Annotated in this window: 16 protein-coding genes; 9 read left to right on the top strand and 7 right to left on the bottom strand. The window is 59.8% G+C overall.

Features of this window, described 5'->3' with window-relative positions; translation table 11 throughout:
• Positions 1-183 precede the first annotated feature (183 nt).
• From HMPREF2884_RS08580 to HMPREF2884_RS08565, 4 genes are all read right to left on the bottom strand, one after another.
• Positions 184-1,077, bottom strand: a complete 894-nt coding sequence (locus HMPREF2884_RS08580; protein ID WP_070616796.1) for a PP2C family protein-serine/threonine phosphatase — start codon at positions 1,075-1,077, stop codon at positions 184-186.
• Entirely contained in the window at positions 1,074-2,225 is a 1,152-nt protein-coding gene (locus tag HMPREF2884_RS08575) for an adenylate/guanylate cyclase domain-containing protein (RefSeq protein ID WP_070616794.1), read from the bottom strand. The genes HMPREF2884_RS08580 and HMPREF2884_RS08575 overlap by 4 nt, the downstream gene beginning before the upstream one ends.
• A 323-nt stretch (positions 2,226-2,548) precedes the next feature.
• Entirely contained in the window at positions 2,549-3,037 is a 489-nt protein-coding gene (locus HMPREF2884_RS08570) for a hypothetical protein (protein WP_005508853.1), read from the bottom strand.
• A 116-nt stretch (positions 3,038-3,153) separates the two neighbouring features.
• Positions 3,154-4,086: a biotin--[acetyl-CoA-carboxylase] ligase gene (locus tag HMPREF2884_RS08565; RefSeq protein WP_070616791.1), complete on the bottom strand. Its 933-nt coding sequence runs from the start codon at positions 4,084-4,086 to the stop codon at positions 3,154-3,156.
• 231 nt (positions 4,087-4,317) lie between these two features.
• Here HMPREF2884_RS08565 and HMPREF2884_RS08560 point away from each other — a divergent pair, with 231 nt between their 5' ends.
• From HMPREF2884_RS08560 to HMPREF2884_RS08540, 5 genes are all read left to right on the top strand, one after another.
• Complete coding sequence (locus tag HMPREF2884_RS08560; RefSeq protein ID WP_005507003.1) at positions 4,318-4,599, top strand: YciI family protein; 282 nt, start codon at positions 4,318-4,320, stop codon at positions 4,597-4,599.
• 325 nt (positions 4,600-4,924) lie between these two features.
• Positions 4,925-6,526: an acyl-CoA carboxylase subunit beta gene (locus HMPREF2884_RS08555; RefSeq protein ID WP_070616789.1), complete on the top strand. Its 1,602-nt coding sequence runs from the start codon at positions 4,925-4,927 to the stop codon at positions 6,524-6,526.
• Between the two features lie 72 nt (positions 6,527-6,598).
• Positions 6,599-7,006: an acyl-CoA carboxylase subunit epsilon gene (locus HMPREF2884_RS08550; RefSeq protein ID WP_070616787.1), complete on the top strand. Its 408-nt coding sequence runs from the start codon at positions 6,599-6,601 to the stop codon at positions 7,004-7,006.
• Positions 7,007-7,316: 310 nt separating this feature from the next.
• On the top strand, positions 7,317-8,393 hold the full coding sequence (locus HMPREF2884_RS08545) for a restriction endonuclease (protein ID WP_246827953.1): 1,077 nt from the start codon (positions 7,317-7,319) through the stop codon (positions 8,391-8,393).
• A gap of 464 nt (positions 8,394-8,857) precedes the next feature.
• The gene (locus tag HMPREF2884_RS08540; protein WP_070616785.1) at positions 8,858-11,269 is read left to right on the top strand and encodes a restriction endonuclease; all 2,412 of its coding nucleotides are present in this window, start codon (positions 8,858-8,860) and stop codon (positions 11,267-11,269) included.
• A 1-nt stretch (position 11,270) separates the two neighbouring features.
• On the opposite strand, the gene HMPREF2884_RS09205 is transcribed toward HMPREF2884_RS08540, so the two are convergent.
• The gene (locus tag HMPREF2884_RS09205; protein WP_141752087.1) at positions 11,271-11,480 is read right to left on the bottom strand and encodes a hypothetical protein; all 210 of its coding nucleotides are present in this window, start codon (positions 11,478-11,480) and stop codon (positions 11,271-11,273) included.
• Positions 11,481-11,502: 22 nt separating this feature from the next.
• Here HMPREF2884_RS09205 and HMPREF2884_RS08535 point away from each other — a divergent pair, with 22 nt between their 5' ends.
• Entirely contained in the window at positions 11,503-13,260 is a 1,758-nt protein-coding gene (locus HMPREF2884_RS08535; RefSeq protein WP_070616783.1) for a DUF885 domain-containing protein, read from the top strand.
• Positions 13,261-13,415: 155 nt separating this feature from the next.
• Here the strand turns inward: HMPREF2884_RS08535 and HMPREF2884_RS08530 are convergent, their stop codons facing one another.
• On the bottom strand, positions 13,416-14,708 hold the full coding sequence (locus tag HMPREF2884_RS08530) for a glutathionylspermidine synthase family protein (RefSeq protein ID WP_070616781.1): 1,293 nt from the start codon (positions 14,706-14,708) through the stop codon (positions 13,416-13,418).
• 134 nt (positions 14,709-14,842) lie between these two features.
• Positions 14,843-15,787, bottom strand: a complete 945-nt coding sequence (locus HMPREF2884_RS08525; protein ID WP_070616779.1) for a hypothetical protein — start codon at positions 15,785-15,787, stop codon at positions 14,843-14,845.
• Between the two features lie 456 nt (positions 15,788-16,243).
• Between HMPREF2884_RS08525 and HMPREF2884_RS08520 the strand changes: the two genes are divergently transcribed.
• From HMPREF2884_RS08520 to HMPREF2884_RS08510, 3 genes are all read left to right on the top strand, one after another.
• Positions 16,244-17,662 (top strand): dicarboxylate/amino acid:cation symporter, encoded by a 1,419-nt coding sequence (locus HMPREF2884_RS08520; RefSeq protein ID WP_070616777.1) that lies wholly within the window; start codon positions 16,244-16,246, stop codon positions 17,660-17,662.
• Positions 17,663-18,083: 421 nt separating this feature from the next.
• Positions 18,084-18,797 carry a Maf family protein gene (locus tag HMPREF2884_RS08515; protein ID WP_070616774.1) on the top strand — a complete coding sequence of 238 codons (714 nt, stop codon included), beginning with the start codon at positions 18,084-18,086 and terminating at the stop codon, positions 18,795-18,797.
• Between the two features lie 151 nt (positions 18,798-18,948).
• Positions 18,949-20,772, top strand: coding sequence for an acetyl/propionyl/methylcrotonyl-CoA carboxylase subunit alpha (locus tag HMPREF2884_RS08510; protein ID WP_070616772.1), 1,824 nt, complete (start codon positions 18,949-18,951; stop codon positions 20,770-20,772).
• Positions 20,773-20,884: the final 112 nt, after the last annotated feature.

Genomic DNA, 20,884 nt, shown 5'->3' with positions numbered 1-20,884 from the left:
CCGCCTCTCCCCTATCGCTCGTCATATTGCCCGGTTCCGTGCGAGCATGTTCGCCTCACGTCTAGCCAGGGTCGTTCGCGCCCGCACTCAACAGTGCTGAAAGCGGACGCAATTCACCCCGCCTCCTGCAGGCACTCGCACGAGTACCCGAAGAGAGCGGGGGTGAATCACAGAGTATGACGTTTAGGCTTTGACAGTGTCGGCAACAATCACGGTAATGTTGTCACGGCCTCCCGAGCGTAGCGCCTCATGCTGAAGAACGTCAGCGGCATCCTGCGGGTGGCGAATCGAAGTGAGCACACGCGCCATGTACTCGTGCGAAAGCTCACCGGAAAGACCATCGGAGCAGAGCATCAGGCGGTCACCCGGACGAGCGGGCAGAACCCAGAAGTCCGGCTCCCAGTAGTTGCCGGTACCCAACGCACGGGTAATCACGTTGCGGCGCGGGTGGGTCAGCGCCTCCAGGGCGGTAATCTGACCTTCATCGACCAGGTACTGCACCTCGGAGTGGTCGCTAGTGACCTGCTCCAGCGAGGCGGAGCCCTCGGAACCGGGCAGCTTCTCCATGGCGGAGTGGTGAATACCTTCGTCCTCACGCAGCAGGCGGTAGGTGCGGGAGTCACCCACGTTGAAGATAACCCACAGGTTACGGTCGCCAATACGGGTCAGCCATGCACCGGTCAGGGTCGTACCGCCGGAGCGGGAAAGCGCCTGCTTAATCTCCTCGTTGGTTTCGCCGATGATGTCGTGCAGACGGTTGAGGGTGCCCACAATTTCGTTGTTGAGCAGGGTGTTCGCGCGGCGGCGGCGCTTGGTGGGGTCTTCCTCGTCAATAGCGGCCAGGCGCTCAACGTAGGCCTGCTGTTCCTCTTCGCTACGGCCACCGGGCATGGTGAAGAAGGGCGAGTAGGCGAGCTGACGCACGCACAGGCGCGAAGCGACCTCGCCCGCCTCGTGGCCTCCCATGCCGTCCGCGACCACGCAAAGGGAACCGGCGACGACCATCGAATCTTCGTTATTTTCTCGATGTGCGCCGCGGTGCGTTGCACCACCGGTACGTAGTTTCAGTTCAGTCATGAGAGGTCTATCTCCATTGTGTAGTTCACGCGACGAGTCACCGCCACGGGGTCTACGTTACCAAAGCTTCTAACGTTTCGCGTTCCTTGAGAGGTGAGAGTATAGCGATTTCCCACCTGTCGGAGCGTGTTTGCTGTCTCATTATCGGTCAGCACGGTACCCGGTTCAGCCAGGGAAACCAGGCGCGCAGCCAGGTTCACACTGGAGCCGTACACGTCACCGCGGTTAGCCAGAACCTCGCCCCAGATGAAGGCGACGCGGGAGTCCGGCAGCTGCGGGTCGGCACCGATTTTTTCGGACAGACGCAGGCTAATCTCTGCGATAGCGTCCGGGGTTTCGGTGAGGAAGAAAACTTCGTCACCGAGAGTCTTAATAATGCGACCGCCCAGGGGCGCAATAACGTCCAGGCAACTCTGCTCAAAGTGGTTGATGAGCTGAGAAAGAGCCGCCGCGTCTAGGTTACGTACCAGGGAGGTGTACGAGACCAGATCCACGAATCCTACACCACGCACCAAGGGCAGGCGGGAGAGGCCGGAGGTGGTCACGTTGTTTTCGCGCAATCCCAGGCGCAGGATTCCGGCGTACATCTGACGGCGGTATGCGTACAGCGCCAGACGCTCGAGAACCTCAAGGTAGCGTGGGAAGTCTTTAAGAAGCTTGCGGCGGGCATCATTATCGCTGAGGTTTTCGGTGACCATGATGTTGTGCACGAGCGCCTCAATCTGCCAGGCGACGGTGCGGTCGGTCAGTTGACCTTCGGCGCGCACGAGGGATGCCACATATTCCATGCGGATGTCGCCTTCTGCGTCCAACTTCTGTAGGTCGGCGAGCATCTGCACGTCTGTTTCAGTGAAGTAGGGCGAGTGGTTGGGAATCGTCGGGAAGCCCATGTTGTGCCAGATGCGCTGGGCGGTTTCGAAGGGAAGTCCGGCGCATTCTGCGGCTTCTACGGGGGTGTAGCGGCGACCCTGTCCCAGGAGCGACTTTTCGAGGGCTCGGATTCCTGCTTTGGATTCCTCGTCGCGGTAGATATTATTCTGCGCGAGATTCTGCAGGATTTTGAGGTTGAGCATTTGGGTTTCGGGGCCCATGGTGGCGCCGGTGTCCTGCGGAGAGTGCGCAGGTTCATGGCGGTCTGCCGTGCTCATTGCCGCTGCCGTTCCTTTCATCCCTGCCGGAAAATACTGTCTGGTTTACACCGTGGTGGCACGAGGTTACGAGGTGCCTCGTTACGCTCTGTGGGTTTCGCATTGCCTCACTGCGATGATGCTCACCGTGTAACGCCTTGTTAATATACCCCTCCGCTGTGGCGTTTGGGTCACAAAAGCGCCCGCACCCCAGGATAGTTTAGTGGAGTAATTCACATTTAAGAATACTCTAGTCCGCATTTTTTCGGCAGATTTAGCGGCGAGTTTAGGCTCTGAGCCACCCCGATGGTTCCCTCCCAACTCGGTCACAGAGGCGATGAAGCCTAAATATAGCGAGCGCGCAGGGCGTAGTAGTCGCGTCGGGCGGCTTTAATTTCTTTTTCAAAGCGCTTGGGATCGGGCACGTAGGTCAGACGGTGGTGCACCCCGCGGCACACCACGTACACCGACCCGTACCCCAGCCAGGCTCCCGGACCGGGTTGTTTTGCCCAGCGCTCCCCCATGGAGTCCAGGTAGAGCGACTCATCTCCGCTGCGGGTCATGATGCCGCGGCGCACCACGAGCCGGTGGGTGGTCAGCAGGTAGTAGGTGGTTGCCCAACGCCAGGCGGTGCGCACGGCACCGAGCAGGGTACCTACCGCACAGATTGTGCCGAGAGTCCACAGAATCGGTGAGGACCGTGCCGTGGAGGCGAAGGTTGATGCGGCGATTGCAACCAGCAGGTAGGCAAGCGTGGGCAGCAGGGCACCGTAGTGCTGTCGGGTCGCAATGATGACATGCTCACCGGGGTTGAGTTTTCCGCGCAAACGCATGGTGTTCCTTAGCTGTGCTGGTTGTTGTATTCCGGCTGGAGGCGCCGGTTGAGGTGGTGTGGGTTGAGGGGTGTTGCCGTGCCGGGCTGAAATTTTAGGGGCTGCTTCTAGTGTGCCTACTGAAAATCTCCGTAGCTACCGTTGGCGGGACGAAGGTGCTCAATATCGCCCACCGCGTAGGGCTCTAGAGTTCCGCCCTCGCGGCGGATAAGGATTCGCCCCTGCGCGTCGAGGTCTTCGGCAACGCCTTCTACGGTGCTTCCGTCGGGCAGACTCATGCGCACGCTGGCGCCGAGAGTGGCGGTGGCGGCGCGCGCCTGGTCAAGCAGGCTGAGGCTATCAGGGGTGAGCGGGTCGGGGCGTTCCGGGTCGCCGCCGGCGCGCACGAAGGCGCGGTAGCGGCGGGTGAAGATGCTCAGCAGTCGGGTGAGCACCTCGGAGGAGTCAATCACAGTACCGGTGCACAGGCTCAGGCTGGTGGCGGTGGGTACGGGCAGCTGTTCGGCGGACATGTTCGTGTTCTGTCCGATGCCCACAATAATGCTGCGCTGCCCCTCGGTGGAGCCGCTTTCGGGAACGAGCTGGGCGAGGATTCCGCAGCCTTTGGCACCCTGTGCGATGACGTCGTTGGGCCATTTGAGGGCGGCGTCCACGCCGTAGCTGCGCCAAATATCGACCACGCTGAGCCCGGCGATGAGGGTCAGCCAGTGGTAGCTGTCTTCGGGTAGCTCTCGGGCGAGCGGGTCTGCAGAGGCGTGCGGGCGCACCACAATGCTTGCGGCGAGGCAGGCCCCGGGAGGGGCAGTCCAGGCGCGGGCGAGGCGGCCGCGTCCGGCACTTTGGTAGAGGCTGGCGTAGACGGAGAGTTCACCGAGCTGTTCGCGTTCGGGGTCGGTGCCGTCCATGAGTAGTTCGCGGGCGCGGGTGGTGGTGGAGTCGACTTCATCGTAGAGGTTGACGCTGGAGTAGCCCGCATCCAGCGCGATGGTGCGGATGCGGGGAGCATCCAAAACCGAATGGTCGCTCTGGGGGTGTGTGTTTCTCTCCATGGCATGTGCCTTTCTGCGCTATCTGAATCAGCTCTGCGATACGCTGACCCGCTATCAACTCGCCGCCATAATCAGCCAGTTTCTGCCGAGTCACGTTGATTTCTCACCATATCAATTTCTTGCCGCCGGTGATGCCCACCCGGTACCCGAGACGGTACATTAGACAGTGAGGGTGCATCAAGCACCGACCGGCTGCGGAGGTTCCTCCGCCCTGCTCGAAAGAAGACCGCTATGGCTTATTACGCAATTACTTACGTTTACGCAGCTCCCGAGGAGCAGGCGAAGTACCGCCCGGCTCACCGCGAGTACCTTGGTTCGCAGATTGAGGCGGGCAACCTGATCGTTTCCGGTCCTCTGCTGGACGGCGAGACCCCCGCTGGCGCTCTGCTGATTGCAAAGGTTGATTCCGCTGAGGCCGCCGAAAAAATCGTGGCTAACGACCCGATGAACGTTGGTGGCGCGGTTCTGTCTCACACCGTGACCGAGTGGAACCCGGTTCTGGGCACCATCTAAGGTCGAGCACCGCTTCACGCTGGAAAAGCTTGAACGTAAACCCCCTTTCCGTCGACAAGGATTGCCGGCGCGAGAGGGGGTTTTCTGCGCTCTTTTGAGCCACTCTTTCGTACTTTTCGTTTACTATATGCACCTTCTTGGGTACTGAGTGCATAAAAGTGTATCTAGTGTTGATATTCTGGCTTCTCACCTGGCATATGTGCCCTAGTTCGCACTATAGTTGAGGGATATGCACATTGTTCAAGAGCGCTCTTCGGGGCCTTCTGAACAACCATCACCGCAACCACTGGCTCCCGACGATCGGGTGGAGCAGGAACGAGGAATAATGTCCGAGAACCTCCAGCAGGAATTTGATTTGAGCACCACCGCCGGCAAGCTCGCTGATTTTTATGCACGTCGAGAGCGCAGCTTTGCGCCCAGCGGTGAGGCAGCTATCGAGAAGCAGCACGCACGCGGCAAGAACACCGCCCGCGAGCGCATCGAGATGCTTTTGGACGAGGGTTCTTTCGTTGAGTTTGATGCCCTCGCCCGCCACCGCACCACCGCGTTCGGCATGGAGGCGAAGAAGCCCCTGGGTGACGGTTTGGTCTCCGGTTACGGCACCGTGGATGGTCGCCTGGTTGCCGTGTACTCTCAGGATTTCACCGTGTACGGTGGTTCCCTCTCGCAGGTGAACGGCGAGAAGATTGTGAAGGTGCAGAAGTTCGCTCTGAAGAACGGCTGCCCGGTTATCGGCATTAACGATGGTGGTGGCGCCCGCATTCAGGAGGGTGTGGCTTCCCTGGCGATGTTTGCTGACATTTTCCGCATGAACGTGCGTGCGTCCGGCGTGGTTCCGCAGATTTCTGTCATTATGGGCCCCTGCGCTGGCGGTGCCGCGTACTCCCCCGCTCTGACTGACTACATCATCATGGTGGATAAGACTTCGCACATGTTCATTACCGGCCCGGACGTCATTAAGACCGTGACCGGTGAGGATGTGGACATGGAGACCCTCGGCGGTGCGCGTCAGCACAACTCGGTGACCGGTACTAGCACCTACCTGGCTGAGGACGAGGAAGACGCGTTCGATTTTGTGCGTGAGCTTCTGGAGTTCCTGCCCTCGAACAACCTTGCCGAGCCCCTGCCCCTGGAGCACGACCAGGAGCCCGTGGTGACCGTTGACGATCTGGACCTGGACACCCTGATTCCGGATTCGGCGAACCAGCCCTATGACATGCGCGCGGTCATTGAGTCTGTGGTCGATGACGACCACTTCCTGGAGATGCAGGCGCTGTACGCCCCGAACGTGATGATTGGTTACGCCCGCGTTGAGGGCCGTACGGTCGGTATTGTGGCGAACCAGCCGATGCAGTTCGCCGGCTGCCTGGACATTTCTGCGTCCGAGAAGGCTGCCCGCTTCGTGCGCCATTGCGATGCGTTCAACATTCCGATTCTGACTTTTGTGGATGTTCCCGGCTTCCTGCCCGGTACCGATCAGGAGTTCAACGGTATTATTCGCCGCGGCGCTAAGCTGCTCTACGCTTACGCGGAGGCGACCGTTCCGCTGGTCACCGTCATTACCCGCAAGGCATACGGCGGTGCGTACATTGTGATGGGTTCGAAGAAGCTGGGCGCCGACATCAACCTGGCCTGGCCCACCGCCCAGATTGGTGTGATGGGTGCTCAGGGTGCGGTGAATATTCTGTACCGTCGTGAGCTGGCGGCTCTGGCAGCTGAGGGCGGCGATGTTGAGGCTCGCCGCGCTGAGCTGATTGCCAAGTATGAGGAAGAGCTGCTGAACCCGTACCAGGCTGCTGAGCTGGGTTACATTGACGAGGTTATTGCCCCGAGCGAGACTCGCGTGCGCATCATTTCTTCGCTGCGTGCCCTGCACGATAAGCGTGCGGCAACCCCGGCAAAGAAGCACGGCAACATCCCGCTGTAGGCTTCCGTTGTGCCCGCACCATTTGTGGTGCGGGCATTCCCAGGATTTTAGGTTTTCTAAGGAGGCGAGCCTTTGGCTGGCTACAATCCGCTGAGTTATTTCTCGTTCGGCAAGAAGAAGGACAGTTCGGAGGCTGCTGAGAGCCCAGAGCAGCTTGAGCGCGGGTCTTCCCGTACTACCTCTTCCGCCAGTTCTTCTGCGCGCGCGGATACCGCTCCCAGCACCGCGAAGGATTCCGCTCAGTCTTCGGTAGATACTGACGCTGAGCAGGAGCCGCTGCTGAAGGTAGTGAAGGGCTCCCCCACCCCGGAGGAGATTGCCGCTCTAACCGCTGTGGTGGCGATGATGCAGGCGAATGCCGCGCAGCAGGAGCAGAACTCGCTGGTGGGTGCTGCTTCGCGTATCTTGAACCGCGGTCAGCGCCTGGGTGTTTCGTTGCGTCCGGGCCCCGGTTCGTGGAGGCGCGCTCGCCCCAGGTAACGCGAGCTGATAACTCTGCTTCTTATATTCCCGTCACGCCGGTTGGTGTGGCGGGAATATATTGTTTTGCTTCAAATTCAAGATTTATATTGCGTTATTCAACACCTAATGCACTGATTCTTGTGGTTTTGTCATATTAGAAACGATAAAGTCATGATGATACGTACTGATGCTACGATGTATATACCGTCACATTAGTGTTAATAAATTGGCAGGGACCATGGCAAAGATGCTGAATAAAAACCATAGGCCCCCACCGGATGTCTATATCGCGCTTCTGTTGCCGACGCTACGGCGCTTGTCGAAGACTGTGCCTCGCACCGCCGCCTATGTTAGTGAGCAGTTGCGGCAGCAGACTAAGGCATTGGGGTCGAAGAAGAACCTACCCGATCTTGAATCCACCGATTTTGCGGTGGCTGTGCGTACCACCTTGAAAATCTTGGTGGCGCTTCGTTATGCCCAGTTAATGCCTCGTCTAACCCCGTGGGAGAAGAGGAAGTACCTGCTCACTCCTCTGGGTGCCGAGCTGACCTGCACCCCGCATCTGCACGGTTCGGTGCCGCCGCGCGTGGTGAAGCAGGTGCAGGCTCTGTGCGCTCAGAGCCTGACGGCGAGGACGACGAAGAAGCTCAAGAAGCAGGCGAATGCACTCCTGGCGACTGCGGAGGCGGAGCATCGTCTCATTTTTGGTGCTTCTGATGGTGATGCAGTCACCGGTATGGAGCCGTTCCTCCCTGCTACCGATACCGAGGAAACCACCTCCGCCCATGAGGCAATCGGTTCGGGGCACCTTGCACACGCTTTGAATTCTGCGGGTTCTGCGGGGTCGTGCCCTGCGGGTCAGTCTCCTCTAGATATTATTTTGCGTGCCAGCGATTCGCCGGTTATTCATGCTCAGGCGGAATTTGCTGAGCATTTTACGCAGGATTTAATTCAGCATGTTCACGCGGTGACTCCGGAATATTTTGAGCAGATTGTTGCCGATATTTTTACGGCTCTTGGTTTTAGTACCGAGGTGACCGGCGGCGCCGACGATAAGGGAGTGGATGTGATTGCCCGCTACTCTGATGGTCTGGATTTCGCGCCGATTTATATTCAGGTGAAGCACTATTGCGGAACCATGAAGGTCACTCCTAACGAGATTCAGAAGCTTGCCGGTGCGGTGCTTCTGCACGGCGGTTTGCAGGGTGTTTTGGTGACTTGCGGTGCTTTTGCGCAGCCGGTGCCTGAGTATTTGCAGGGTTTGCCGGGGGCACGCAATATTGCTCTGGTTGATCAGCATCAGCTGGTGGAGCTGATGATTCGTCACCGTGTGGGCGTGCTTGATGGTGAGGGCGAGTGCGGTTATCGCATTGACGAGGAGTATTTTGCCCGCGGCATGGAGTAGCCGGGGGTATTTTGGGGTGAGTGTTTCACTCTGAACGTCTCTGCTCTTTGCACATTCCCACGTTATTTCACTAAATGTATTTTCACTTTTCCATGAGGATATTTTTCATATATCGGCTGGTTTTAGAAATCTAGGTTATTTCTTGAACCAGCCGATACAATGAGAGGGTAATGCGTTATATATTCTTCGCATTATTTCACGAAGTGTATATACCCGTGACGGTATCAGCACTTCACCCTAATTTATAGCGTTCTTTTCTGAAGTGTTCGTCATTGAAGACGGTACGTGAGCGGAACGGGCTGAGAAATCCGCCTTTCCTGCTTCTCTTCACGAGGGGTTACCAAAGTGTCGACCCAAAAATAAAGATGGTGTCGCCCAGTATTGTGTGAATATTTTCCCGCTCGAATGACTGCACTTTATGAAGAATGCCCGCACGATAAATAACACCAGATAAGGAGCCCGGCGTGGCTTTTGTGAATAAAACAATGCTCCATATCGACCATTCCGAATTGCACTCTCTGCAGCAGGAAACTTCGTGGGAGGCCCTACCCGAGGAAGCACGCGCTCTCAGCGTTGCGGCGGCTTTCTCCCTGCTCCGCCACTTTGAGCGCGCTCAGGACCGTGGCGAAAAGGTTTTCTTCCCCGATATGTACACCCCCGTAGGTGTGGACCTGGGTTTCAACATGACTCAGCGTTTCATTGCGGTCGGTGACAATGTTCTCTTCCGTGAGGCACTCAATAAGCTGATTGCGGCGCTGGTCAACGCTGACTATCTTGAGGTGTCCCTCAGCCAGCTGCATCCGGGCAACCTGCACTACACCCTCAGCGAGGCTGGCCGTGAACTTTTGGGTACCCCGAAGGAACAGCAGGCGCAGGCTCTTCTGCCGGTCCTGCCCCTCCTCAGCGGCGTGTACCTCTACTACCTGAAGCAGTTCTACCCGGTTCTGCTCTCGCATATTACGGTGCGTGAGCTTCTGCCCATCGTCCTGAGTGTTACCCCGGCCTATCCCGCGGCGGCTCCCGTGAAGATTCGTGAGCTGGTGCTGCGCGAGTGCGGTTTTGTGCAGGGCTGGTACGGCCTGTCGTACCTGGAGCAGCGCATTGTTGAGCCGGTGATTGCTCAGGCGCTGAGCCTGCTGACCCGTGAGGGCTACCTGCGCACCAAGACGATTCACGAGCACACGGATTCTCCGCTGACACTGTACTCGCTGTCGCCTTCGGCGAAGGAACTGGTGACCCGCCACGAGGAGACCGGCGTGCCGGCGAGCGAGCTGAGCTCCGTGCTGACGTTGGTGAAGGATGAGGGCACCTCGATTACCGCCGAGGATATTTCCGCAACCGATGCTTTGCTGACCCACATGGGTGTTCTTCTGCTCAATACTCTCAACGACCATGGCGCCGATGTGGAGCTGAGCCTTCCGAGCCTGGAGCAGGTCTTTGACCGCGACGAGCGCATTCAGCAGGCGTCCTCAAACCCCTATTTTGCGCAGATTGACGCGCAGGATTACATCTACGATGTGCTGATTGCCCACCATTACCTGTCCGAGCGTGAGACCGTCTACTCGTTGGGTTCCGCGCTTGCGCCTGCCCTGGCGCAGATGGCTGAGCCGAGCATTCAGAAGCTGGTGGCTTCGGCGCTGCTGGATCCTGCCGCTGTGGACGCTCTGCCGTACCCGCATCAGCTGCTTCACCCGATTCTGAAGCTTGTGGAGGAGAGCCCGCGCATCTCCTACTACGACATTTACGATGAGCTGAAGCTCGCCCTGGACATCCCCTATCTGCAGGGTGAGGTCGCTCCGCACCGTTACAAGCTGACCCCGCGTCTGCGCAACCGCTACTCGGTGGCGATGCACGTGCTGAAGGGCGAGCGCTACCTGAACGCTCTGCGTGAGGGTACCGGTCGTACTTCCCGTAAGAACCCGGAGCGTTATGAGCTGAGCGAGGCAGGTAAGGAACTGCTGAAGCGCTTCCCGGAGGGTGCTCCGGAGGCTGTGACTGCCCGCATGGCGCCGCTGCCGCCGCAGTCGCTCAAGCACAAGCTGCCTCAGGATATTGCGGCTGAGCTGCAGGCTCGTGAGGAGGCTCTTCAGGCAGCAAAGGAGGCGCGTGCGGCGGAGCGTCAGGCTCGCCTGGCGGCTCGTGAGGGTGCTTCGCGTGAGCCGTTGGCTCCGGTGCCGGGTGCTTCTCCGGCGTTGCTGGCGCGTCCGGCTGGTTCGCCGGTGGCGGCCTCCGCGCAGGTGCCGGTTGAGGTTCCGGTTGCACCGGTCGCTGCTGCACCGATCGCTACTGCCCCCGCCCAGCCGGTTGTTTCCGCTCCGGCTGTTTCGACTGCTGAGCCGTCGGCCGCTCTGCAGGTGGCTGCCGCTCAGGTGCGTGAGGCGCTGAAGCGTTACCGTCAGATCTTCCGCCGCGAGGCGCTGGCTCCGGCACTGGCTCAGGTGTCCGAGGAGCGTTTCCGTAGCATTGGTTTCGATCTGTTCCTGATGCGCGGCTACACGGTAGAGGCTCTGGAAGCTCAGGGCGTGGACGGCGTGGCAATCCCCGCTACCGGCGAAAAAGAGCGAGCATTCTATGTTCGTACTCTGCGCCCGGTAGCTGGCGGTGTTCTGTCCGCAAGCGTTCAGCCGCAGGATATTACCGCGTTCTTCCTGGCGATTCACGCCCGCGGCGGTCAGCTCGGCACCTTCATCACGAACGCACCGTTCAGCGATGAGGCGTACGACGAGTTCATCCGCTGCTCGACCAAGTACCCGAACATTCTGGTGGATTTGGTGTCCGGCGATGAGCTGCAGGACCGCCTCATTGCGCACCGCCTCGGCGTGGTCGAGGGCGCGAACGGTCTGCTGGAACTCAACGGCGAATACTTCGCCGGCTAGCCTACCCCGCTAGTAGCTTGTAGCCCATCTTGGGCACGCCCCGGTCTTCCCTCTCCTGCACGTTCAGGAAGGGGAAAGCCGGGGCGTTTTCGCGCATCCGCCCCAGTGAGTTGTCCACAGGTGAGCTGTTTTCCTCGCGTTCGATACCGCTCAGCCCGTAATATTGCCGGTTTAAGCGACCCATATCACCGAAAATCGTGGTTGAAGGCATACCCCTGAGTTAGGATATGAACATGAGCACTTACCAGGAACTTCCCAGCATCTACCGATTGAAGCGCTCGCTGACCGACGTCGATCAGATTGCTAACGAATATTTTGAAAAGGTCCTCGACCTGAACCCCGTCCATGCAACCGAGCTTGGTCGCAAAGGCGTAGAGACCCTGTACCCCGACTACTCGCCCGCCGGCGAGAAGGCTTTTGCGCGCCTTGCGAAGAAGACCTTGAAGAAGGTCGATAACGTCCTGCCTATTGATGACGTTGACCTGGTCACCCTGGATGCTCTGCAGGAGCGCCTGAGCCTGTACCGCAAGCAGTACAAGGCTGGCTTTGGTGGCTGGCAGATGAATAATATTGCCTCCGTCCCGCAGGAGGTGCGCTCGGTTTTCGACCTGATGAAGCGCAACACCCAGCAGGACTGGGAGCACATCATCGGTCGTATGCACCGCGTGACCGAGGCGCTGGAGGGCTACATCCAGACCCTTGAAGCGGCTCGTGAAGAGGGCAAGGTCGCCCCGCGCCGCCAGGTGGATATTGTCATTGAGCAGACCGCCGCGTACTACGCTCCCGGTGGTTTCTTTGACGAGCTTGCCGCTGAGGTCGCCGAGGCTGTCCCCTCACTGAAGGAGGAGGCTGCCGCAGGTGCCGAGGCTGCAAAGGAAGGCTACCGCCGCCTCAACAGCTACCTGGTGGAGAAGCTGCAGCCGGTCGCTCCCTCCCGCGACGCTGTGGGTCGTAAGGCGTACAGCCTGCACTCCCGTTCGTTCCTGGGTACCACCATTGACCTGGACGAAACCTACGCCTGGGGCGTGAAGGAGCTGGAGAGCATTATCGCTCGTCAGCGTGAGGTTGCCGAGGAGATTGAGCCGGGCGCAAGCATTGAGCGTGCGAAGCAGCTGCTCGATGAAGATCCGGCACGTCAGCTGCACGGCACCGATGAGCTGAAGGCGTGGATGCAGAAGCTCGCCGACGCCGCGGTGGAGAACCTGGCGGGTAGCCACTTTGAAATTGGCGGCCCCATGCGCCGCATTGAGTGCTGCATTGCGCCCACGAACGAGGGCGGTATTTACTACACCGGTCCCTCCCCCGATTTCTCGCGTCCTGGCCGCATGTGGTGGTCGGTTCCCGAGGGTGAGGATACGTTCACTACCTGGCGTGAGACCTCCACCGTGTACCACGAGGGCGTTCCGGGCCACCACCTGCAGATTGCTATCGCTACGGCCCTGAAGGGCACCATGAACTCCTGGCGCACGAACATGCTGTGGGTTTCCGGTCACGGTGAGGGCTGGGCGCTGTACGCCGAGCGCCTCATGGAGGAACTGGGCTACCTGAAGGATCCGGGTGACCGCATGGGCATGCTGAATGCTCAGCGTATGCGCGCCGCCCGCGTGGTCTTCGATATTGGTGTTCACTGCGAGATGCCGATTCCCGCGGAGTGGGCTGAGCAGCTGGGCGTTGAGCCGGGCACCATCTGGACCTCTGAGCTGGGTTATGAGTTCTTGAAGCTGAACCTGGACGAGTCCGAGGGCCACCTGCGCTTCGAGTTCCTGCGTTACCTGGGTTGGCCGGGTCAGGCGCCGAGCTACAAGATTGGCGAGCGCCTCTGGCTGGAACTGCGCGATCAGGCTGTGCGCCGCGGCGATGACATTCGCGCGTTCCACACGCGTGCGCTTCTGCTCGGTTCGGTGGGTCTGGATACTCTGCGCCGCGCCCTGACCGATGAGATGATGCTCCCTCTGGACACTGAGGATGACGACGATGAGGACGACGAGTAGCCTCTAGTCTGCTCGCGCCTCGTTGAGTGGTTTTCTAGAGTCTTCTGAACTGGAGTCTCTGGATAGGAGCCTCTGAACAGGATCTCTATTGACGAAGCCCCCGCTTCAGCTTTGGCTGAGGCGGGGGCTTCGTTGTCGAGTTTTAGCTCTCGGGGCTATCCGAAGTTTGCGGCGCCGGGGTCGGTGGTGCCGAATCCCATGCCGGTGGAATCGTTCAGGTCCACCAGGTGCGGGGCGAAGCGGCACCAGTAGTCGGTGAGCGCGCCGTTCGATTCACGGATGCCCACGCCTACGGTGCGTCCGTCGACCACCCACACGCCAAGGATGGGGTGGCTGACCGGGTTAATAATGCCCTCATAGCGCGGTGCCGGGATGTACTCCTGGTAGATGAATTCGCTTTCGGGGGCGTTAGCGAAGAAATCGTCGTCTTCGGGCTTGATGAAGACGTCGTAGTCGGGGGCGTAGATTTCTACGCCGTCGCCTTCGCGTCCGAAGAGGGGCTTGCGAACCCAGTTGCGCATACCGCCGCGGTGACCCGCGTAGGTGGGTACGAGGTTCGGGTGGCCGGGGTACTTATCCCAGAGCGCGGCGAGCAGCAGCTTATTGGAGAGGAACATCTTCCACGCAGGCTCGATCCAGCGGTCCATGGCGCCGTGGTAGGCGAAGAGGAGCTTGTCGTAGCCTGCTTCGCTGTCGGTGACGAGGTCTTCCCAGGGGTAGAGCTTGAAGAGGTTGGTGATGCGCCGTCCCTGTGCGTCTTCCCAGCTCTTGGTGTCTTCGTTGAAGATGACTTCGTCGATGGGAATCATGTGGGTTTTGATGCCCGCCTGCTGTGCCGAGTAGGCGATGAGCCAGAGGTTGTTGTAGTCCTCGTTGGTCTCGTCAATCTCGGGGGACACGTGCGCCAGGTGCAGTACGGGCTGCACGCCCGCGGTGATTTCGGGGGCGAAGATGTGGCGCCAACGGTTGGTGAATGCTTCACCGATTTCACCCCAGTGGGCGTAGCCGCGGGTGTCGAGGCGCTGGTCTTTCGCCCAAGTTTTCTGGCTGACTGCCGCCTCCACGATGCCGGTGGGGGTGTCTGCGTTGTATTCGAGCAGCTTCATCGGGTCGCCGGGCACACCGGAGTAGCTAAAGTCGAAGCGTCCGTAGAAGTCGGCGTCGCGGCGGTTCCAGGATTCTACGGCAAGGTTGAACGCCGCCTGGGGCAGGCCGAGGGTGCCGAACGCGCCGGAGGCAATGTACTCGACGGTTTCCAAGCACATGCGGTGCATTTCTTCCGCCTGGGCGCGCACAGAGTCCATTTCTTGCGGGCTGAAAATGTAGGCGGCGTATTCGTTCCAATAGTGGTCGGTGTCGTGGGGGCCGTCCACGCTGTAGGTGAGGCCTTCCTCAATGATGACGTTCTCCCAGTCGGGTCGGCCGACGGGAAATTCTTCGCGGCGCATGAGGGGCTAGGCTCCTTCGAAGTAGTGAATGGAAAGCGGTGTTGTTACGTCACCGCGGGTGTGGTTGTTCTGGTGAGGAAAATGCGGGCGGGACCGTTCAGTCCCTGCCCGCATTCAGTGTCATGGCTTATGGCTTAGCCGCCGGAGCGGCCGCCACCGGACTTGGAGCCGCCACCGAAACCGCCCTTGCTGCCGGACTTCGAGGAAGAGCCAGACTTGGACGAAGAGCCAGACTTGGACGAAGAACCGGACTTCGAGGAGGACTTGGAGGTGTTCGACTTGCTGTAGGAGCCGGTGCTACCGCTATTGCTGGTGCCCTGCTTACCGCTGGAGACCGAGCCGGTGGTCTTATTGCGCACCGAGGAGGTCTTACCGGAGTTGTTGGTGCTGGTCACCTTGCCGGAGGAAACGGTGGAGGACTTCTTCGCGGTGCGGTAGGAGTCCTCGAAGCCGCCGCCCTTGGAGGACACGCCGCTGTAGACGGTGCCGTTGCTGGGGCGGGTGGTGCTGCCTCCGGAAAGCTTAGAGCCCACGGGAGGAATGTAGTGGGATCCGGAAGAATTGGATGCGCTCTGGCGACCCAGGTAGTACCAGAGGAACGCATTCGAATTATTGTGGGTGGTGGTCGAACCAGAAGTGCCCGAAGACCCAGAAGAGCCCGAGGAGCTGGAGGAACCGGAAGAACCAGAAGAGCTTGAGGACTCCGTGGAAGAGGCCGAGGGCGAGTCGGTCGGCTCCTGAACGCCTGCCTTCTCACATTCGCTATCTTCCACGCGCAGGCCAGTCTTCGCGTCCTGGCAGACGCGGGCGTACTCTTCGCCCTGCGACAGGAACGCGTTCTCTTCCTGGTGCATGGAGTTGTAGGCGAAGATGCCACCGCCAACCAGTAGCACGCCAGCACCCGCTACGGCAATCATCTTGGCGATGCCGGGGCGGGTCGCACCCAGGTTCAGGGTCTGCTGGGCTGAGGTCTGTGCGGCGCGGGTAGCAAAATCTGCAACCGCTTCCATGCGATTGCGGGGCTTCTTCGGGCCGTTAGGGGTGGTGGTTCCGCCGGGGTATTGGGGAGCAGAACTCATGCATCTCTCCTTGAAAGGTGGTGCGTGGCGTAACGCTCAACGCGTACATGAAGCTGAGTGGGTACAGCATCATCCGGCGACTTTCGCCGGACTATCGGTGTGATTCCAGCATATCAAGCCCTAGCTTTCGGATTATTAGCTGACGGCAAAATCTCAGCAAGCTTCCCCGCATGTTGCGCAGTTGTTTCCTTTCTGTTTGCTTTTGCGGCAATTCCTAATTAACTATCAGCCGATTTAACCGCCTATTGGGGTCAGCTGGCGGCACCGGCGGCACCGGCGGCGGCGTTGGTTGGGCAGCTGGGTTGGGCTGCGTTGCTGGTTGGGCTGCGGGATGTACAGCCGAAAGGTGCTACCGGATGGTCACGGTTCGTCACACATCCCCTCCACTGCACCGGATTGAAACACTTCTTCACACAAACTCGCGCCGGAGCGCGTAAAAGTTTTAGAGTATGCCACATGTCTACACCGCATGCATCATCTCGTTCACGTCTGCCCAAGTGGGCTACTTCTTTCGGCAACCAAATCATTGCCTCACTCATTCTGGGTATCGTTCTCGGCGCGCTCGCCCTCGCACTGGGTGGGGACGCGAAGAGCAACCCCAACTGGCTCATGGTGACCTTAGATACCATCGGCTCCTCCTACGTCACCTTGCTGAAGGCGGCCGTTGTTCCGCTGATTTTCACCGCCGTGGTCGCCTCCATCTCTAACCTGTCGCAGGTGACGAACGCGGCACGCCTGGCGGTTAACACGCTCATCTGGTTTGCGATTACCGCGTTCTTCGCGGTGCTCATCGGTATTGCGATGGGCCTGATTGTTCAGCCGGGCGTGGGTGCGCAGGTGCAGGGCAAGGCATACACCGGATCGACCGGTTCGTGGACCGCGTTCCTGACCGGTCTGATTCCGGTGAACTTCCTGGGTCTGGGTGTCAGTGCTAAGTCCGGTGATTCCGGCATCACCGCGTCGGCGTCCTTTAACGTCCTGCAGGTTCTGGTCATTTCCGGTGCGGTCGGCATTGCCGCGCTGAAGGTCGGCGAGGCTGCCAAGCCGTTCATTGACGTGGTCAAGAGCGCTCTGACAATTATTCAGAAGATTCTGTGGTGGATTATTCGCCTGGCACCGCTGGGTACCGTGGGTCTGATTGCTAAGGCAGTGTTCGCGTACGGTTGGGCGTCGATGGGTTCGCTGGTCGCGTTCGTTATCGCCCTGTACATTGGTCTGCTGCTAGTTTTCCTCGTGGTCTACCCGATTATTGTTCGCGCGAACGGCTTGTCGGTCCGCCAGTACTTCTCGGGTGTGTGGCCGGCGCTTCAGCTGGGCTTCGTGTCCCGCTCTTCGATGGGTTCGATGCCGATGACCCAGACCGTTGCCGAACGTAACCTGGGTGTTCCCCGCGCCTACGCATCCTTCGCGGTTCCGCTGGGTGCAACCACTAAGATGGACGGTTGCGCTTCGGTTTACCCGGCTCTTGCCGCGATTTTCGTGGCTCAGTTCTACGGTATTCAGCTGGACTTCACCCAGTACTTGCTCATTGTGATGGTGTCCGTGCTCGGTTCGGCTGCGACTGCCGGTACGACCGGCGCTATCGTGATGCTGACCCTGACCCTTTCCACTCTGGGTCTGCCCCTGGACGGTGTGGGTCTGCTCCTGGCGATTGACCCTATCGTTGACATGGGCCGTACCGCTCTGAACGTTGCCGGTCAGGCTCTGGTTCCCGCGATTGTGGCTCGCCGCGAGGGCATTCTGGATGAGGAGCTCTACAACGCTCCCCGTTCTGAGGGTGGCTTCGTGGCTCAGGAATTCTACGATGAGCGCATCGCCAGCGAGGCGCAGCGACTTCACGAGGTGGAAGACAACACCGCCGCGGCACACCGCTAATCTGGCGAAGGCTCACGCACGCGGCGCTAGGCGGTACTGCCTAGCGCCGTGTAGCTTCTCCGCCACCCATGCCCCCAGCATGGGCAAAATACATTTGTCAAACGTCATAAAAGTGTCACTATTGATTCTTTTTTTCTTTAAGGTTTGAGAAGAGTTATGATTTTGAACGACGTGTTCCATCTCCTACGTGGTTGAGGGGGATGGGACACGCTCTTTCTATGCCCGCCGGTTTTATGCCACCTCGTTATACCCCTCGGCTCGGCGCTCCAGCCCTCCCGCAGATCCCCCCCCCCAGATTACGCCCCCAGATTATGCGAATGCCCCGTGTTCAACGCTGACACACCGGCGGAGGGTTCCACCCAGTGACCCTCAATCTGCACCCGAGAGTAAAGCTCACCGACAACGCTCTAAAATAGAACCCATGACTACCAGCGCTTCATCACCCCGACTGATTCTTGCCTCTGCCTCCCCGGCGCGCCGCAAGCTCCTGGAAGACTCCCGCATCGCGTTCACGGTGCGCGTCTCTTCCGTAGATGAGGACGCCGCACTCGCTACCGCCAACGAACAGGCGCGAGCGCAGGGACGTGCGGGACTCACCCCGGCTGAAACCGCATCCCTGCTGGCGCAGCTGAAGGCACAGGCAGTTGCCGCTGAACTCGCCGCCGAGGGTGTGCGCGATGCGCTGGTTCTGGGTTGCGATTCGGTCTTCGAGTTTGAGGGTGTTGCCTACGGCAAGCCGCACACGGCGGAGGCGGCACGCGAGCGCATCAGCGCAATGAGCGGCAACTACGGTGTGCTGCATACCGGTCACGCGCTCGTGGATTTGCGCGGTCTTGAGCCAGGTGCCGAGCTGTCCGCTACTTCTGAGTTGCCCACTGTTTCTGAGTTGCGCAGCGCTACCGTCCACTTTGATGAGCTCAGCCCCGAGGAAATCGAGGCGTACATTGCTACCGGCGAGCCGCTCTGGGTAGCCGGTTCCTTCACCCTGGACGGTTACGGTTCGGCGTTTATTCGCGGTATTGAGGGTGAGTTCCACACGGTGGTGGGCCTGTCCATCCACGCGCTACGCGATATGCTGCGCCGCCGCGAAGTAGCGGTGACCGAGTTGTGGCTGGCGCCCCAAGATGAAGATTAGATTCAGCGCAATCGTATAAATCTGTCTCAAAGCGCGCCCTGGAATACACATTATTGAACACCAATCGATAAGATAGAACAGTATGATGCGCGTTATATTCGCCAATCCTGCCGATGTATCCTTGGAGCAGGAGATTAAAGGAGAGCTTTAAGTGACTCAGCACCAGGCAGAAGCCGCCAAGAAATTTACTGCAGTCCCCGGCCGTCACACCGGCCCGGTCAGCAAGATTCTGATCGCTAACCGCGGCGAAATTGCTGTCCGCGTGATTCGTGCAGCCCGCGATGAGGGTCTGCAGACCGTCGCCGTCTACGCTGACCCCGACCGCGACTCCCAGCACGTGAAGCTCGCTGATGAAGCCTACGCTCTCGGCGGTGCCACCGCGGCACAGTCCTATCTGGTGATGGACAAGCTCATTGAAATCGCTCGCCGCTCCGGTGCTGACGCCGTGCATCCCGGTTACGGTTTCCTCTCCGAGAACGCGCAGTTCGCGCAGAAGTGCATCGACGCGGGCCTGACCTGGATTGGCCCCTCCCCTGAGTCCATTACCCAGCTGGGCGATAAGGTGGCGGCACGCCACATCGCGCAGAAGGTGGGCGCTCCCCTGGTGCCCGGCACCAAGGACCCGGTCAAGTCCGCCGATGAGGTTGTTGCTTTCGCGGATGAGCACGGTCTGCCGATTGCTGTGAAGGCTGCTTTTGGTGGCGGTGGCCGCGGCATTAAGGTGGCTCGCGACCGCGAGAGCATTGTTGAGATGTACGAGTCCGCTGTTCGTGAGGCGACCGCGGCGTTCGGTCGCGGCGAGTGCTTCATCGAGCGCTTCCTGGATTCGCCCCGTCACGTTGAGACCCAGTGTCTGGCGGATGCGCACGGCAACGTTGTGGTGGTTTCCACCCGTGACTGCTCCCTGCAGCGCCGCAACCAGAAGCTCATTGAGGAGGCACCCGCCCCCTACCTGAGCGATGAACAGAACAAGCGCCTGTACGAGGCGTCCCGCGCGATTCTGCGCGAGGCCGGCTACCAGGGTGCCGGCACCTGTGAGTTCCTGGTCGGTACCGACGGCACCATCTCCTTCCTTGAGGTCAACACTCGATTGCAGGTGGAGCACCCCGTCTCCGAGGAGATTTCCGGTCTGGACCTGGTTCGTGAGCAGTTCCGTATTGCCCGCGGCGAGAAGATTGAGGAGAAGGACCCGGTTCTGCGCGGTCACTCCTTCGAGTTCCGTATTAATGGTGAGGATGCGGGCCGTTCCTTTATGCCCGCCCCCGGCACCATCGAGAAGCTGACCGTGCCCACCGGCCCCGGCGTGCGCTGGGATTCAGGCTTTGTGGCTGGCGATGTCATCGGCGGTAACTTCGACTCTATGCTGGCTAAGCTCATTGTCACCGGCGCGAATCGTGAGCAGGCTCTGCAGCGTGCCCGCCGCGCCCTGGCTGAGCTGACCATTGAGGGTATGCCCACCGTCATCCCGTTCCACCGCGTCGTGCTGGATGATCCCGCCTTCGCACCGGCTGAGGGTGGCGATTTCAAGGTGCACACCCGTTGGATTGAGACCGAGTTCAACAACACTATCCCCATGTACTCCGGCGCACCCGGTAGCGTGGGCTCCGATGAGGATGAGCGCACCACCGTGGTTGTCGAGGTCAACGGTAAGCGTTTGGAGGTGTCCCTGCCCGATTTGAGCGGTGGCACCAAGCACACCGCAAAGCCTGCAGCGTCCAAGACCCGCAAGTCCCGTTCGGCACGCGGCGCGGCGAAGGGTGGCGGCGACGAGCTGACCAGCCCCATGCAGGGCACCATCGTGAAGGTAGCGGCTTCTGACGGCGATACCGTCGCTGAGGGCGACCTGATTCTGGTGCTGGAGGCTATGAAGATGGAGCAGCCCATTACCGCACACAAGGCGGGTAAGGTTTCGGGTCTGTCGGCTAAGCCGGGCGATACCGTCACCTCCGGCGCGGTGCTGGCGACCATCAAGTAACGCTCTATCTCGCTACTGCGGTCTCGATACCGCGAGCGCCATAGGCTATACGAATCCCCCGGAAGGGTATGAGGTAATGTCTCGTATCTTTCCGGGGGATTTTCTATGTCTG

Origin of the sequence: Rothia sp. HMSC073B08 (assembly GCF_001812975.1) — a bacterium.
Classification (GTDB): Bacteria; Actinomycetota; Actinomycetes; order Actinomycetales; family Micrococcaceae; genus Rothia; species Rothia mucilaginosa.
Note: the sequence above shows the minus strand (reverse complement) of the source record. Positions and strands in the feature narration are given on the sequence as shown.